Source organism: Enterobacter sp. A103, from assembly GCF_034427535.1.
GTDB lineage: Bacteria > Pseudomonadota > Gammaproteobacteria > Enterobacterales > Enterobacteriaceae > Enterobacter > Enterobacter asburiae_B.
In genome coordinates, this window is the sequence record NZ_JAXQPQ010000003.1 from 191,380 (window position 1) to 207,346 (window position 15,967).

16 protein-coding genes and 1 other annotated feature are annotated in these 15,967 nt (G+C 56.0%); of the genes, 4 read left to right on the forward strand and 12 right to left on the reverse strand.

What is annotated here, in order from left to right; genetic code table 11:
* Positions 1-217 precede the first annotated feature (217 nt).
* Positions 218-1,648 (forward strand): alanine/glycine:cation symporter family protein, encoded by a 1,431-nt coding sequence (locus tag SPH27_RS11265; protein ID WP_069303649.1) that lies wholly within the window; start codon positions 218-220, stop codon positions 1,646-1,648.
* Between the two features lie 66 nt (positions 1,649-1,714).
* The gene (gene yaaA, locus SPH27_RS11270; protein ID WP_182071486.1) at positions 1,715-2,488 is read left to right on the forward strand and encodes a peroxide stress protein YaaA; all 774 of its coding nucleotides are present in this window, start codon (positions 1,715-1,717) and stop codon (positions 2,486-2,488) included.
* A 32-nt stretch (positions 2,489-2,520) separates the two neighbouring features.
* Here the strand turns inward: yaaA and SPH27_RS11275 are convergent, their stop codons facing one another.
* From SPH27_RS11275 to yjjY, 7 genes are all read right to left on the reverse strand, one after another.
* Positions 2,521-2,823, reverse strand: coding sequence for a DUF2502 domain-containing protein (locus tag SPH27_RS11275; RefSeq protein ID WP_182071487.1), 303 nt, complete (start codon positions 2,821-2,823; stop codon positions 2,521-2,523).
* 256 nt (positions 2,824-3,079) lie between these two features.
* On the reverse strand, positions 3,080-4,366 hold the full coding sequence (thrC, locus tag SPH27_RS11280) for a threonine synthase (RefSeq protein ID WP_039260864.1): 1,287 nt from the start codon (positions 4,364-4,366) through the stop codon (positions 3,080-3,082).
* A 3-nt stretch (positions 4,367-4,369) separates the two neighbouring features.
* Positions 4,370-5,299, reverse strand: coding sequence for a homoserine kinase (gene thrB / locus SPH27_RS11285; RefSeq protein WP_032660770.1), 930 nt, complete (start codon positions 5,297-5,299; stop codon positions 4,370-4,372).
* A gap of 1 nt (position 5,300) precedes the next feature.
* Entirely contained in the window at positions 5,301-7,763 is a 2,463-nt protein-coding gene (thrA, locus tag SPH27_RS11290) for a bifunctional aspartate kinase/homoserine dehydrogenase I (RefSeq protein ID WP_039260867.1), read from the reverse strand.
* Between the two features lie 24 nt (positions 7,764-7,787).
* Positions 7,788-7,905: a sequence feature (Thr leader region), on the reverse strand.
* Complete coding sequence (gene thrL / locus SPH27_RS11295; RefSeq protein WP_015572623.1) at positions 7,844-7,912, reverse strand: thr operon leader peptide; 69 nt, start codon at positions 7,910-7,912, stop codon at positions 7,844-7,846. (Overlaps the previous feature by 62 nt.)
* 211 nt (positions 7,913-8,123) lie before the next feature.
* Entirely contained in the window at positions 8,124-8,810 is a 687-nt protein-coding gene (locus SPH27_RS11300; protein ID WP_029740855.1) for a tRNA/rRNA methyltransferase, read from the reverse strand.
* A gap of 399 nt (positions 8,811-9,209) precedes the next feature.
* On the reverse strand, positions 9,210-9,350 hold the full coding sequence (gene yjjY / locus SPH27_RS11305; protein WP_085928893.1) for a protein YjjY: 141 nt from the start codon (positions 9,348-9,350) through the stop codon (positions 9,210-9,212).
* A gap of 95 nt (positions 9,351-9,445) precedes the next feature.
* On the opposite strand from yjjY, the gene arcA reads away from it, so the two are divergent.
* A complete protein-coding gene (gene arcA / locus SPH27_RS11310; protein ID WP_003856501.1) occupies positions 9,446-10,162 on the forward strand; it encodes a two-component system response regulator ArcA in 717 nt (238 codons plus the stop codon).
* A gap of 45 nt (positions 10,163-10,207) precedes the next feature.
* Here the strand turns inward: arcA and creD are convergent, their stop codons facing one another.
* From creD to creA, 4 genes are read right to left on the reverse strand one after another with little or no spacing between them, the layout of a single operon-like run.
* Positions 10,208-11,560 (reverse strand): cell envelope integrity protein CreD, encoded by a 1,353-nt coding sequence (gene creD, locus SPH27_RS11315; RefSeq protein WP_182071488.1) that lies wholly within the window; start codon positions 11,558-11,560, stop codon positions 10,208-10,210.
* 56 nt (positions 11,561-11,616) lie between these two features.
* Positions 11,617-13,041, reverse strand: coding sequence for a two-component system sensor histidine kinase CreC (gene creC, locus SPH27_RS11320; protein WP_047060198.1), 1,425 nt, complete (start codon positions 13,039-13,041; stop codon positions 11,617-11,619).
* Positions 13,041-13,730, reverse strand: a complete 690-nt coding sequence (gene creB, locus SPH27_RS11325; RefSeq protein ID WP_047060200.1) for a two-component system response regulator CreB — start codon at positions 13,728-13,730, stop codon at positions 13,041-13,043. Before creB ends, creC begins: the two co-directional genes overlap by 1 nt.
* A gap of 14 nt (positions 13,731-13,744) precedes the next feature.
* Positions 13,745-14,215, reverse strand: coding sequence for a protein CreA (gene creA / locus SPH27_RS11330; RefSeq protein ID WP_058840514.1), 471 nt, complete (start codon positions 14,213-14,215; stop codon positions 13,745-13,747).
* 211 nt (positions 14,216-14,426) lie between these two features.
* On the opposite strand from creA, the gene robA reads away from it, so the two are divergent.
* Positions 14,427-15,296 carry an MDR efflux pump AcrAB transcriptional activator RobA gene (gene robA / locus SPH27_RS11335; RefSeq protein ID WP_023310333.1) on the forward strand — a complete coding sequence of 290 codons (870 nt, stop codon included), beginning with the start codon at positions 14,427-14,429 and terminating at the stop codon, positions 15,294-15,296.
* Here the strand turns inward: robA and gpmB are convergent.
* Positions 15,293-15,940: a 2,3-diphosphoglycerate-dependent phosphoglycerate mutase GpmB gene (gpmB, locus tag SPH27_RS11340; protein ID WP_023310332.1), complete on the reverse strand. Its 648-nt coding sequence runs from the start codon at positions 15,938-15,940 to the stop codon at positions 15,293-15,295. The two genes, robA and gpmB, sit on opposite strands and share 4 nt — an antisense overlap.
* Positions 15,941-15,967 lie beyond the last annotated feature (27 nt).

A 15,967-nucleotide genomic window follows, 5' to 3' on the forward strand; every position in this document is an offset into this window, starting at 1 on the left:
ACAGCATGTCTGCAGCGGAAAAATGACAGGTTTACTTGTTAGGGGGATGTAACCGGTCTGCCCTGATGATAACACGACGGAGGGGTAGCGCAACCGCAGACAGTGCGCTTAGGTAGAGTATGGTAAACTCGGAAGATTAACAGGCTGCTAAGCAACAGCATGCCCAATCAGTGGTAGCGCTTACATATTCACTTTGGCATCAACAAGAGGGACGTTAATGCCTGATTTCTTTTTCTTTATTAACGAAGTCCTGTGGGGTTCGATAATGATTTACCTGCTTCTGGGAGCAGGTATTTGGTTTACGCTACGCAGTGGGTTTATCCAGTTTCGTTATATTCGCAAGTTTGGCAGAAGTCTGAAAAACAGCGTTACGCCCCAGCCGGGCGGATTAACGTCGTTCCAGGCACTCTGTACCAGCCTGGCGGCACGCCTCGGCAGCGGGAATCTGGCGGGCGTTGCGCTGGCCATCAGCGCCGGCGGGCCAGGCGCGGTCTTCTGGATGTGGGTGACGGCGCTACTCGGAATGGCCACCTCCTTTGCCGAAAGTTCGCTCGCCCAGCTGTATAAAGAGAAAGATAAAAACGGCCAGTTTCGCGGCGGTCCTGCCTGGTACATGGCGCGTGGTTTGGGGATGCGCTGGATGGGCGTTCTGTTCTCGCTTTTTTTACTGCTCGCATACGGTCTTATTTTTAATACCGTCCAGGCAAATTCTGTCGCCAATGCCCTGCGCTATGCCTTCTCCTGCCCGGAGTGGGTCGCCGGTATTGCTTTAGCCCTCGTCGTTCTGCTCACCATTTCTGCCGGTCTCAGGGGCGTTGCCCGCCTGATGCAGTGGCTGGTTCCCGTTATGGCGCTGCTTTGGGTTGTCGCGAGCCTGTTCGTCGCCGCCCTGCATATCGACCAGGTGCCTGGCGTGATTGCGACCATCGTCAAAAGCGCTTTTGGCTGGCGCGAGGTGGCCTCCGGGGCGCTGGGCTATACCTTTAGCCAGGCGCTGATGGCGGGTTTTCAGCGGGGCATGTTCTCCAATGAAGCCGGAATGGGGTCAACCCCCAACGCGGCCGCTGCCGCCTCTTCCTGGCCGCCGCACCCGGCCGCACAGGGCATTGTGCAGATGATTGGCGTCTTTACCGATACCATTATCATCTGCTCCGCCAGCGCCATGATTTTGCTGCTGGCAGGCCCCGTCCCGCACTCCTCAGGAACCGCCGGGATACAGCTTCTCCAGCAGGCGCTGGTGAACCTGACCGGCGGCTGGGGAGCAGGATTTGTCTCGCTCGTCCTGGTACTGTTTGCCTTCAGTTCGATTGTGGTGAATTACCTCTACGCCGAAAATAACCTTATTTTCCTGAAGCTCGACTCCCGTACCGCAATCGGAGCCCTGCGGCTCGCGGTCATTCTGATGATCATCGCTGGCTCCTTCCTCAGTATGCCGCTGGTCTGGCAGCTGGCCGATATCATTATGGCGCTAATGGCGATCACGAACCTCACCGCTATCCTGCTGCTCTCGCCCGTTGTGACCCTGATTGCCAGAGACTATCTGCGTCAGCGCAAACTCGGCGTTCCGCCGGTATTTGATCCCGCCCGCTATCCCGATATTAAGGCGCAGCTTGCCCCCGGCACGTGGGATGATTTGCCGCGGCAATAACAGCTATCGATCAATTCAGGGCGATTTTTTGCTAAAGTCGCTCTAAATTTCCTGCAAGGACTGGATATGCTGATTCTGATTTCACCTGCAAAAACGCTCGACTACCAGAGCCCGCTCGCCACCGAGCGCTATACCCAGCCTGAACTGCTGGACTACTCGCAACAGCTGATCCGCGAAGCGCGTAAGCTCTCTGCGCCGCAAATCGCCTCGCTGATGAGCATCAGCGACAAGCTGGCCGATCTTAACGCGACCCGCTTTCACGAGTGGCACCCGGATTTCACCCCGGCTAACGCTCGCCAGGCGATTCTGGCGTTTAAAGGTGATGTCTACACCGGCCTGCAGGCGGAAGATTTTAGCGAAGCCGATTTCGATTTTGCCCAGCAGCATCTGCGCATGCTGTCGGGTCTGTACGGCGTACTGCGCCCGCTGGATCTGATGCAGCCGTATCGTCTGGAGATGGGGATTCGCCTGGAAAATGCCAAAGGCAAAGACCTGTACCATTTCTGGGGCGATATCATTACCGATAAGCTGAACGCGGCGCTGCACGCTCAGGGCGATAACGTGGTGATTAACCTGGCATCCGACGAATACTACAAGTCGGTGAAGCCGAAAAAGCTGGATGCGGAGATTATCAAACCGGTATTCCTCGACGAGAAGAACGGTAAGTTCAAAGTGATCAGCTTCTACGCTAAGAAAGCGCGCGGCCTGATGAGCCGCTACATCATCCAGAACCGCCTGACGAAGCCGGAGCAGTTAACCAAATTTAACAGCGAAGGCTATTTCTTTGACGAAGTATCGTCAGGGAAAGGCGAGCTGGTATTTAAGCGCCACGAGCAGTAAAAACAAACCCCGCCAGCTGGCGGGGTTTTGCATTAATGGTGTTTCCAGTCCGGGCCGCGATCGTCGCGGCGGTCATCGTGGTGATGGTCATCGTGACGAGCGTCGTGTTTACGATGCTCATCATGTGGACGCCAGTGGTTATCACGCCAGTCATAGTGCGCTTTCCACCAGTCGTGGTCGCGCCAGCGGCCGCCGTCCCAGTAATGACCGTTGTTATCCTGGTCGCCAATCTGCAGTTTGACCGCAGGTACGAGGGTAATTTCAGATGCCTGAACCGCCATGGGGGCGGCCAGCACCAGTGAAAGCGCGATGAGTGCAGGTTTCAGTGTAGACACAGGTGACTCCTTATTCTTCTTGCCCAACGTGGGCCGATGTAAGGAGAGTACGCGAGGGGAACGGGGGATGTTATTCTCTGCAATCCTAAACGCTAAGTGACCGCATTTATTGGGAATTTCTGCTTTTTTCCTGCTTTTTCTCTCCTTAATTTCTCCATAAAAAAGCCGGGTGGTGGCTTCACCTTACCCGGCCTACGATGAGGTCGTCGTGGTCGTTGTAGGCCCGGTAAGGCGTAGCCGCCACCGGGCAACACAATCACGCGCGCGTCATCATCAGCTTACGCAGCGCGGCAAAATCCGCGGGCAGCTCATGTGACAGCAGCGGCAGGTCGGCGCGCTCGGCCAGCTCTTTCGGCAGCGGCAGCGTTTCGCCCAGGATCGCTTCCACGCTCTCTTTGAACTTCGCCGGATGCGCGGTGCCCAGGAACAGGCCATATTCACCCGGGTTAAGCTGGTCGCGCAGCGCGCGGTAGGCAATCGCCGCGTGCGGTTCAGAGGTATACCCCACCGCCTTCAGCTCGCGCATGGTTTCTTTGGTGGTTTCATCCGTCACCGCGGCGTAGCCCAGGTCACCCAGACGCCAGATCTTACGGCGGAACAGCTCTTCCACGCGCGGCCAGTTGTTCGGCTGTGACACATCCATCGCGTTGGAGAGCGTCGCCTGCGTGGCGTTCGGCGCCCACTTCCCGTCTTTCAGGAAGCGCGGCACGGTGTCGTTGGCGTTGGTCGCCGCGATAAAGCGTTTCACCGGCAGACCCAGGGATTTCGCCAGCAGACCTGCCGTCAGGTCACCGAAGTTACCGCTCGGCACGGAGATCACCAGCTGGTTGCGCGCTTCCTGCGGCAGCTGCGCCACCGCTTCGAAGTAGTAGCAGATCTGCGCCAGCAGACGGCTGATGTTGATGGAGTTGGCAGAGTTCAGACCCAGGGCCACCTTCAGCTCTTCGTCGTCGAAAGCCTGCTTGACCAGCGCCTGGCAGGCATCGAAATCACCGTCGATCGCCACGGTTTCAATGTTGCCGCCGAGCGTACAGAACAGTTTTTCCTGCAGCGGGCTGATTTTGCCTTTCGGATAGAGGATCACCACGCGGACGTTTTTCAGTCCGTAGAAGGCATGCGCCACCGCCGCACCGGTATCGCCGGAGGTCGCGGTGAGGATGGTCACCGGTTTGTCGCCGCTGATGTGGGTCAGCATCTGCGCCATAAAGCGGCCGCCGAAGTCTTTAAACGCCAGGGTCGGACCGTGGAACAGCTCCAGGCAGCCAACGTCAGGCTCAACCTGCTTCACCGGCGCCGGGAAAGCGAACGCCGCACGCACGCGCTCTTCCAGAAGCTCCTGCGGAATTTCGTCGCCGATAAACGCAGACAGAATTTTGGTGCTGCGGGTGACGAAGTCCTGCTTCAGCAGCTCGTCGATCTCGGTCAGCTGGAATTCCGGCAGGTCATGCGGGAAGAACAGCCCCTGATTTTTGCCCAGCCCCTGAGTTACCGCCTGCGCGAAGCTGACCTGCTCGTTATGATCTTTAAGGTTATAGAGTTTCATTAATTATCCCAGTACTCGTGCGCCAGCCGTGTCCAGACGGCAAATATGAACAAAGCCTTCCTGATTTTGCAGGTAGTGTTTAGAGAGCCAGTCCGCCACGCGCTGCGCGGTGTCAGGCTTGTCGCACAGGGCGAACAGCGTCGGGCCGGAGCCGGAGATGCCGCACGCCTGCGCGCCGATATCCATCGATGCCTGTCGCGCCTCGTTAAAGCCGGGCAGCAGCTTCGTGCGGTACGGCTCAGCAATGACGTCCTTCATCAGCTTCGCCGCCAGCTGCGGCTGACGGGTGTAGCAGGCGTGAATAAAGCCCGCCAGATGACGCCCGTGGGCGATACAGTCCTGGCGACGATACTGCGCGGGCAGGATCGCACGCGCTTCCGCGGTAGAGACCTTAATGCCCGGATAGGCCAGCACCCACAGCCACTCATCAAACCCTGGCACCTGCTGGCTGATGATGCCATTTTCTTCGATCATCAGCTGCATGCCGCCGAGGAAGCACGGCGCCACGTTGTCATAGTGAATGCTGCCGGAGATGCGCCCTTCCAGCTCGCCCATCAACCCCAGCAGGCGGTTGTTGTTCAGCGGCTTGCCGCAGTGCTCGTTCATCGCCACCAGCGCGGCGACCACCGAACAAGCGCTGGAACCCAGCCCCGAGCCAATCGGCATACTTTTTTCCAGCGTCATGGCAACCGGCACGTTTTTGCCGATCTCCTGACAGAAGCGTTCCCAGCACTGATAGACGATATTTTCGCGCGGCTCAGACGGCAGTTTGCTGGCGAAGCGGCCCACATTGTTCAGGCTGAAGCTGTCTGCCGCTTCCACCGTGACCGTATCGCCCAGCAGTGAACCATCCACCGGCGTCACCGCCGCGCCCAGCACGTCAAATCCGACGCTCATATTCGCGCTGGAAGCCGGGGCATAAACTTTGACCATGTTAAACTCCTAACTTCCATGACAGGGTACGCAGCAGATCGGCAAACACACCCGCCGCCGTAACATCGTTCCCTGCGCCATAGCCGCGAAGCACCAGCGGCAATGGCTGATAATAGTGGCTGTAAAACGCGAGGGCGTTTTCGCCGTTTTTAACTTTGTACAGCGGATCGTTGCCATCCACTTCGGCAATCTTCACCCGGCACACGCCATCTTCTTCAATGTTGCCAACATAGCGCAATACCTTACCTTCATCACGGGCTTTCGCAACGCGCGCGGCAAAAGCATCGTCAAGCTGCGGCAAATTTGCCATGAATGCAGCGACATCACCGCTGCTGTCAAATTCTGCCGGCAGGACCGGTTCAATCACGATATCGGAAAGCTCAAGCTCACGGCCCGTTTCACGTGCCAGAATCAGCAGCTTACGCGCCACGTCCATACCAGAGAGATCGTCACGCGGATCCGGCTCGGTATAGCCCAGCTCGCGTGCGGCGCGGGTCGCGTCCGAGAGGCTCATCCCCTCATCCAGCTTGCCGAAGATAAAGGACAGCGAGCCGGAGAGAATGCCGGAGAAACGCTGCAGTTCGTCGCCCGCGTTCAGCAGGTTCTGCAGGTTCTCGATAACCGGCAGGCCCGCGCCCACGTTGGTATCGTACAAGAACTTGCGGCGCGACTTGCTCGCCGCCAGACGCAGCTGGTGATAGTAATCCATCGACGAGGTGTTGGCCTTTTTGTTCGGCGTCACCACGTGGAACCCTTCGCGCAGGAAGTCGGCGTACTGGTCGGCCACCGCCTGGTTCGAGGTACAGTCGACAATCACCGGGTTAAGCAGATGATACTCTTTCACCAGACGGATCAGGCGGCCCAGGTTGAACGGCTCTTTCGCCTCGTTCATCTCGGCCTGCCAGTTTTCCAGGTTCAGACCGTGAACGTTGGTGAGTAGCGCTCTGGAGTTGGCGATCCCGCAGACGCGCAGATCGATATGTTTCTTCTTCAGCCACTCCTGCTGACGCTTCACCTGCTCCAGCAGCGCGCCGCCCACGCCGCCGACGCCAATCAGGAACAGCTCGATAACCTGATCGGTGTTGAACAGCATCTGGTGAACCACGCGTACGCCGGTGGTCGCGTCATCGTTGTCCACGACAACAGAAATTGAGCGCTCTGACGAGCCCTGGGCAATTGCCACGATATTGATATTGGCGCGCGCCAGCGCGGCAAAGAACTTCGCGGAGATACCGCGCAGCGTACGCATGCCGTCGCCGACCACGGAGATAATCGCCAGACGCTCCTGAATGGCGAGCGGCTCCAGCAGCTCTTCTTTGAGTTCCAGATAGAACTCCTCCTCCAGCGCGCGACGGGCGCGCAGGCAGTCAGCCTGCGGCACGCAGAAGCTGATGCTGTATTCGGAAGAAGACTGGGTAATCAGCACCACCGAGATACCGTTGCGGGACATAGCCGCAAACACGCGCGCCGCCATGCCGACCATCCCCTTCATCCCCGGGCCGGAGACGCTGAACATCGCCATGTTGTTCAGGTTGGAGATGCCTTTGACCGGCAGACCGTCTTCATCGGTACTCGCGCCAATCAGCGTACCCGGTGCCTGCGGGTTACCGGTGTTTTTAATCAGGCAAGGGATCTGGAACTGGGCAATCGGGGAGATGGTACGCGGGTGAAGCACTTTGGCGCCGAAGTAGGAAAGCTCCATCGCTTCCTGGTACGACATCGATTTCAGCAGTCTGGCATCGGGTACCTGGCGCGGGTCGCAGGTATAAACGCCGTCGACGTCAGTCCATATTTCACAACAGTCCGCGCGTAAACAGGCGGCCAGCACTGCGGCGGAGTAGTCGGAGCCGTTACGGCCCAGCACTACCAGCTCGCCCTTCTCGTTACCGGCGGTGAAGCCTGCCATCAGGATCATATGGTCAGAAGGAATTTTGCTTGCGGCGATACGGCGGGTTGATTCGGCAATATCAACGGTGGATTCGAGGTAGTGGCCCACCGCCAGCAGTTTTTCAACCGGGTCGATCACGGTCACGCTATGTCCGCGCGCTTCCAGCACGCCGGCCATGATGGCGATAGAGAGTTTTTCGCCCCGGCAGATCAGCGCCGCGTTGACGCTGTCCGGGCACTGGCCGAGAAGGCTGATGCCGTGCAGGACGTGTTTGATTTGTGCGAATTCCTGCTCAACGAAGGACTTCAGCTGAGCGTGCGGGAAGCCAGGCAGCGCCTCTGCCAGCCCTTGCAGCAAGTCAGCGAAGATACGCTCTGCGTCGCTGATGTTCGGGAGTGCATCCTGGCCACCGATGGTTTTTTCAATCATCGCCACCAGATGGTTCGTGATTTTTGCCGGGGCAGAGAGCACGGTAGCAACCTGCCCCTGCCTGGCGTTGCTTTCCAGGATATCGGCAACACGCAGAAAACGTTCTGCATTTGCCACTGATGTACCGCCGAACTTCAACACTCGCATGGTTCTACCTCGTTTCCTTTAGCCGAAAAAAAAGCCCGCACTGTTCAGGTGCGGGCTTTTTTTTGTTTTTCCTGTACGCGTCAGCCCGCATCGTTACCTGTGGTAATGATGATGGTTGTAGTAATGGTGGTGATGCTGATGCGTTTCATGGATGTTGTGTACTCTGTCATTATTATCTGTCTGTCCTGTATTCTTTTAGGGTTAAAGGATCGGGCACCTTAAGTCAACGAATTTTTAATTTGATCACAATTCGGGAGACTCTCACGTCCCGCTGTTTGCAGATTTATTTTCATCCGATTCGCCCAAGTGCAACCCATCAGTACAGACTTATTCACCATAGTAAAAACTTATGACAGGATTTTACTCCGCCAATTTTTTTTCAATATCGTGCAGCAAACGGTGCAGCATTGCGGTGTCCCGCTGCTCAAGACGCCCCAAACGCTGCTGCAGCCAGTCAGCCATTTTTTGATCGTCCGCCACACCCAGCTGAGACAACAGTTGCTCAACGCGAGCGCGCAGGGCAGCCAGCTGATTTTCATTTGCCCCTTCTGCCGGTGGTTGAGGGATTTGTATTAGGGAGGCTAATTGATAGCAATAGACCATGACCGCCTGGCCTAAATTCAGGGAGGGATAATCGGCGACCATCGGCGCACCGGTAAGAACGTCCGCCAGCTCCAGCTCTTCGTTGGTCAATCCGGAATCTTCACGACCAAACACCAGCGCGGCTTTATCCAGCCACTGGCTTTTCTCGCTCAGCATCGGCACCAGCTCCGCTGGCGTGGCATAGTAATGGAACTTCGCCCGGCTGCGCGCGGTGGTCGCAACGGTAAACGAAATGTCGTGCAGCGCATCAGCAAGCGTCGCGTAAGTGGTTATATTATCGAGGATATCGCCCGATCCGTGCGCGACCCAACGAGCCGCAGGCTCCAGGTGGGCAGTGCTGTCCACGATACGTAAATCGGTGAATCCCATGGTCTTCATGGCGCGCGCGGCAGCGCCTATATTTTCGGCTCTGGCTGGGGCAACCAGTACAATCGACAGATGCATTTATGCTCTCTTTTTAATCAGTTAGCGGGCAAAAATGTGATGCACCTCAACATATTACGCGGCGCGAATTTACAAAAATGCAACACAAATCACCGAAATAGCGTTTCATAACAAATTAAAAACGCTAAACTATTCCTTGTCTGAACAATCAGTTAGAATGTTAACAGAACACTATTATCCCTATGTTTTATAATGATAATAGCGACATGAATACCCTATTCTGATTGGATTCGCTTCGTTTATAAATCAATGCCCGCAACTAGTTGGTTTATTGAAAAATTGTGACAAAGGCTAGCATTCGGCTACGATGATTTCATCAAACTGTTAACGTGCTACAATTGAACTTGATATATGTCAACGAAGCGTAGTTTTATTGGGTGTCTGGTGTCACTTAGCCTGTTATGTTGCTGTTAAAATGGTTAGGATGACAGCCGTTTTTGACACTGTCGGGTCCAAAGGGAAAGTACCCAAGACCAAGCTAATGATGTTGTTGACGTTGATGGAAAGTGCATCAAGAACGCAATTACGTACTTTAGTCACGTTAAGCCGATCATGTTAATTTGCGACATGCATCAGGCAGGTCAGGGACTTTTGTACTTCCTGTTTCGATTTAGTTGGCAATTTAGGTAGCAAACATGCAGACCCCGCACATTCTTATCGTTGAAGACGAGTTGGTAACACGCAACACGTTAAAGAGCATTTTCGAAGCAGAAGGCTACGATGTCTTTGAAGCGACCGATGGCGCAGAGATGCATCAGATCCTTTCTGAAAATGATATCAACCTGGTGATCATGGATATTAACCTGCCGGGCAAAAACGGTCTTCTTCTGGCGCGCGAACTGCGCGAGCAGGCGAACGTCGCGTTAATGTTCCTGACGGGCCGTGATAACGAAGTTGATAAAATTCTTGGCCTGGAAATCGGTGCGGATGACTACATCACCAAGCCGTTCAATCCTCGCGAGTTAACCATTCGTGCACGCAACCTGCTGTCCCGCACCATGAACCTGGGTACGGTCAGCGAAGAGCGTCGTAGCGTAGACAGCTACAAATTCAACGGCTGGGAACTTGATATCAATAGCCGTTCTCTGATTAGCCCGAACGGTGAGCAGTATAAACTGCCGCGCAGTGAATTCCGCGCGATGCTGCACTTCTGCGAAAACCCGGGCAAAATTCAGTCCCGTGCAGAGCTGCTGAAGAAAATGACCGGCCGTGAGCTGAAACCGCACGACCGTACCGTAGACGTGACCATTCGTCGTATTCGTAAGCATTTCGAATCTACGCCAGATACGCCGGAAATCATCGCCACGATCCACGGCGAAGGGTATCGTTTCTGCGGCGATCTGCAGGAGTAATCCCGCAGTTAACGCATTAAAAAACGGCGCATTTGCGCCGTTTTTTTATTTCCAGATCCGCATCGTATCGTCATCCGGTGCTGCGGGTGGCTCAGGTCGCTTCGGCTGAGAGAGCGAGTACCAGTCGAAATGCCGGGTCAGGTACATCACCGCGAACAGCGCCAGCGCGAGAACCGCTGACCCCAGCAGCAGCGCGCTGTCCTCCGAGCGCAGCAGGAACCACATCACAACATCCAGTCCGAGGAGTGCCAGCACAAACAGCCCGCTGCGTTTCCAGCTTTTCAGCACGGCCTGCAGGTACATTCCGTTCATCGCTGCGCCAACCAGGCTTGCAACAATCCAGGCTGGCGTAAACCCGACGTGTTCAGACAGCGCCAGCAACACCAGATAGAACAGGACCAGCGACAGCCCCACCAGCAGATACTGCATCGGATGAAGGCGTAATCCGGTTAAGGTTTCGAAGACAAAGAAAGCCATAAACGTCAGCGCAATCAGCAAAATAGCGTATTTAATTGCCCGGTCGGTCAATTGATACTGGTCGGCTGGCGTCGCTACCGTCACGCTAAAGGCCGGGAGCGCCTCCCACTCCGGCGACTCCTTGCCGTAGAACCAACTCTCAAGGTTATTTGCAAACCAGCTGCTCTGCCAGTTCGCCTGGAAACCAGACTCACCTATCTGATGCTTAACAGGGAGATAATCGCCCATAAAACCCGGATGCGGCCAGTTGCTGTTGAGCGTCATTTCGCTATTACGCCCTACCGGCACCACCGCAAAACTGCCGGTTCCCGCCAGGCTGAGGGACATATCAAGCGCAAACGTTTTGGCTTCCAGCGCTTTGTCGGTCAGCGGGATGTGGATCCCAGCAAGCGCACCGTAGACGCCTGAACCGGGTTCCACGCTTAGGGTCTCACCATTAATTTTAGAGATACTGACCGTGCCAATACCCCGCGCGTCGCCGACGCCCGTCACGATAAACGGCTGCCCTGTCGCGATCGTTTCCCCTTTCAACTGCTTCAGCTCTTCGGTATTAAACTGCGCTTTTATCTTCAGGTCCGTGTTCCAGATCTGCCCGTCATAGATACCAATATTTCTCGACTCAACGCGCTGGTTACCTTCAATAACCAGAGATTCCGGCAGAATGAAATGCATATAGCTTTTCTTGTATTCGACCTTCTTCTCGTCCTCTATCTTGTAAAAGATCTCCGTCATCGGAATCGCAATCATCGGGCCGACCAGTTTTTGCGGTCCGCTGGTACTCTGGCGAAGCGTATTTTCGACATCATTGCGGTAGCTCTCCCGCTCTGATATCAGGTTACTGACCATAAACAGCGGAACTAACAGCAGCAGGATGCACCCCAGCAGGGTGCTAATTTTCCAGAACAGTGGGGATTTCATCATTACGTCTCCTTTGTGATGAGGAGAGCGTAACCAGGCCGTGTGGGGTCAGTTTGAAGTTATGTGAAGGGACGGTGAAGTATCAGCGTGGCCATCACGCCACCTTCATCACGATTACGCAATGTAATCTCTCCCTGATGCAGACGCGCCACCTCCTGAACAAACGCCAGCCCGAGTCCGCTGCTCTTCAACCCGTTCTCCCGCGGCAGAGAATAAAAGCGCTCATAAATACGATCCAGCGCGTAATCCGGGATCCCGCTTCCGCTGTCGGTGACGATCAGCTGTATCTGCCCCTGCACTTCCCGGGCCGCCAGTTCAATGGCGCCGCCCTGCGGCGTAAAATCGATAGCGTTATCCAGCAAATTACCGAGCGCCTGTTCGAGCAGGTCGGGATCGCCTTCAACATGAAGCGAAGCGGGCTGGAGGGTCAGCCTAATCTCTTTTGCCGCCAACAGCGCCGAGCGCGCGTCGGCAAGACGCGTAAACAGCAGGTCGACGCGGACGGTCTGAGGCGTAATCTCGACGCGATTTTCAAGCCGCGCCTGGGTGAGCAGTTTTTCAACCAACGACTGCATACGCGCGTTTTGCACCAGAATATTATCGATAAACCGCGCGGCCACCTGCGGCGGCGGCTGCTCGGAGAGAATTTCCGCCGCGCCGCGTATGGCGGCGATGGGGCTTTTCAGCTCGTGGGTCAGCGCATGGACATAGTGTTCAATGTAGTTTTTCCCCTCAAGGCGAATGCGCATATTCTCCAGCGCCTGGGCTAGCTTGTGCAGTTCGCTACTGCCAGGATTAGGCAGCGGGAGAGGCGTATCCGTGGTCACCGAGTCGGCATAGCGCGATAACGTACTGATAGAACGATTGATCCACCAGGCGACGAGAAGACCGATCAGCAGGGCAATGCCGAGCAGCGCCCCGCCTGCCCACAGGATCCGCCGCTCGCTGCGATGGATAACCGGTGCCATCGCGCTGTTAGGTTTCCCGACCGACAGCACGCCGATAATCTTGCCCTGCTCCACAACCGGCGCGGCAACATACATCACCGTGCTCTCCGGATCGTCAGGATGGCTCTGGGTACTGCGCGCGCCGTATTCGCCGCGAAGCGTCAGCCAGACGTCGTTCCAGCGCGAGTAATCTTGACCCACGGCCAGACCGGCGGAATCAAACACGACGCGCCCCTGCGCATCAGTCATGTAGACGTGGTACTCGTTACGCACTTTATGAATCCCGCCGATATTGGCGCGGAAAGGGCGCTGATGAAGCTGAGAAAAGGCCTGTGCCAGTTTGCCCTGCTGAGCATGGCCCGAAAGCAAATCATCACGCCCAATTTCAGCCAGCAGGGTCGCGGTATCGATTAACGTGCCCTCGGTTGCCCTGCGCACGCCTGGCTTTACTTCCTGAACAAAGATCGACAGCACAAACCACGCGGCGATGGCCACGATCAGGAAGTACCCCAGCAATAGCCGCATCCCAATGCGCATCAGTAAAGGCCCAGACTGTAGCCCATACCGCGATGGGTGCTGATGGGTGAGAGTTCCTCGTTCACAGCCCGCAGCTTGGCGCGCAGGGTTTTGATGTGGGTGTCCACGGTACGATCGAAGCTGTCGCCGTCTTCACCCCACACCTTGTCCATGAGCTGCTGACGAGAAAAGACCCGCCCGGGGGCCTGCAACAAGGTTTTGAGCAGCAAGAATTCGTAGCGGGTCAGGGGCAATGCTTCCCCGCACCAGCTAATTCGCGCGGCAGGCTCGTTCAGTTCAAACTGCCCGATACGCAACGTTGCTGCTGGCGCAGCGGATTTTTGCATGCGCCGTAAAATCGTCCGCACCCGGGCGCAGACTTCACGAGGGGAGAAAGGTTTCGCAACGTAGTCATCAGCCCCCATTTCCAGGCCAAGCAGCTTGTCTACCTCATCACTGCGCGCCGTCAGAAACAGCACGGGCAGTGAGGGATGCTGCGCCAGCAGCTGGCGGCAAAGCTCAAATCCACTGATGTCCGGCAGCCCGACGTCCAGAATGGCGAGCGCCGGAGCCTGCCGCCGCGCCTCCTCCAGCACGGGTAAACCGCGTTCAAACGCCTTTACCGCGAATCCTTCCTGCTGAAGCATGTAGATCAGCGTATCGGCGATACTGGTTTCGTCTTCAACCAGCCAGACCACAGGTTGTTGCATGATTCATCCCTGAATTAATGCCACGGCATAATCGGCACCGCACTGATCGCGTTTTTCGGCGAGCCTTCCACCACTTTGTCAGAGTAGGCAAGGTACGCCAGAGTGTTGCGTTTGGCATCATAGAAACGCACCACCTGCAGCTTTTTGAACACCAGCGAGGTTCGTTTCTGGAACACCACGTCGCCCTGCGCTTTACCGTTTTTAATTTTATCGCTCAACTCAACCGGCCCCACCTGCTGACAAGAAATCGCCGCATCGGAGGTATCTTCCGCCAGTCCCAGCCCGCCTTTGATACCACCCGTTTTCGCGCGGCTGACGTAGCAGGTGACGTTTTTCACGTCCGGATCGTCAAACGCCTCCACCACGATTTTGTGGTCAGGGCCGAACATTTTGAACACGGTATCGACGGAGCCAATCTGTTCTGCCTGCGCCGCGCGCCCGACCACCAGCATCAGCGCGGTGAACATCAAAGTCTTGTATTTCATATTGTTACCATTCTTTAAAATTACACTGAGCGATTATTCAACACTTTAGACAAAAATGTAGCAAGATCACAGGATTAGAATATATCTGCCTGTAATGTGCTCTAAAAAGCATGAATGCGCAAAAAAAACACTGAATGCTAAAACATCAAAAAATGCTATTATCCGCTAACCTGTTATCAGGCACCTGCTGTTTTAAGGATGAGGATAGTATATGGATCAGGCTGGAATTATTCGCGACCTGCTCACCTGGCTGGAAGGTCATCTCGACCAGCCTTTGTCACTGGATAATGTGGCGGCTAAAGCAGGCTATTCCAAGTGGCATCTGCAAAGGATGTTCAAGGATGTCACCGGTCATGCTATCGGGGCCTATATTCGCGCACGTCGTTTATCAAAATCTGCTGTGGCATTGCGCCTGACCGCGCGGCCGATTCTGGATATTGCCCTGCAATATCGTTTCGATTCGCAGCAGACCTTCACCCGCGCCTTTAAAAAACAGTTCTCGTTGACGCCAGCGCTTTATCGTCGCTCGCCTGACTGGAGCTCGTTTGGCATGCGTCCGCCGCTGCGTCTGGGCGAGTTCGCGATGCCGAAATATGAAATTGTCGCGCTGCCGGAAACCCATCTGATCGGCACGACACAAAGCTACTCCTGTTCACTGGAGCAGATTTCAGAGTTCCGTCATCAGATGCGCGTCCAGTTCTGGCGCGACTTCCTGAGCCACGCACCGACGATCCCGCCAATCCTGTATGGCCTCAACGAAACGCACCCAAGCCAGGAAAAAGACGACGAGCAGGAGGTGTTCTACACCACCGCGCTGACGCCAGAGATGGCCAATGGGTATATTCAGGGTTCGAAGCCAGTCGTGCTGGAAGGCGGCGAATACGTGATGTTCGCCTATGAAGGGCTGGGAACGGGGGTTCAGGAGTTTATCCTGACCGTTTACGGAACCTGCATGCCGATGCTGAATCTGAATCGCCGTAAAGGTCAGGACATTGAGCGCTACTACCCGGCGCAGGATGCCAAACCGGAAGAAGGCCCAATCAATCTGCGTATGGAATTCTTGATTCCGATACGTCGTTAACGCTGCAGTTCGTCAAGCGCAGGGGCATCGAGATGCGAAATGTCCCCTGCCATCTCCACTACCCAGCCCGACGCCAGCCACGCGCTTTCCTGATAATCAATCCGGGAAATGGAGCAGTTGCGCAGGCGCAAACGGCGCTCAGCGTAAGCCGGTAACCCCAGAATGGTGCTCACCAGACAACCCAACGCAATCCCGTGACTCACCAGCAGCGGACGGCTTCCCGCCGGCAGCTTCAGGCACTCCGCCAGCGCGGCATGCATGCGTACGCTAAGCTCCTGCATGGATTCGCCTTCAGGAATACGGCCATCTTCGGTACCGTTCACCAGCGTGCGGCGCCAGCCCTCCTCCGCTTCCGTCAGCGTATCGATATGGCGTTTCTCCAGCACGCCCATATCCAGCTCGCGCAGGCGCGGCTCCAGCATAACGTCGCAGCCGCAGGCATCTGCGATGATGCGCGCCGTCTGCTGTGTGCGACCTAAATCGCTGGTGATCACGTGGGTAATGCCCAGCGTTCTGGCGCGTTCCGCCACCTGCCACGCTTGCTGCACACCCTTCTCGGTGAGAGGACTGTCTGACTGGCCTTGAATACGTCGCTCGGCGTTCCACTGCGTTTCACCGTGGCGAACAAGGTATACCTGTAACATGCTTTTTTTCCGTTATACTGCGATGAG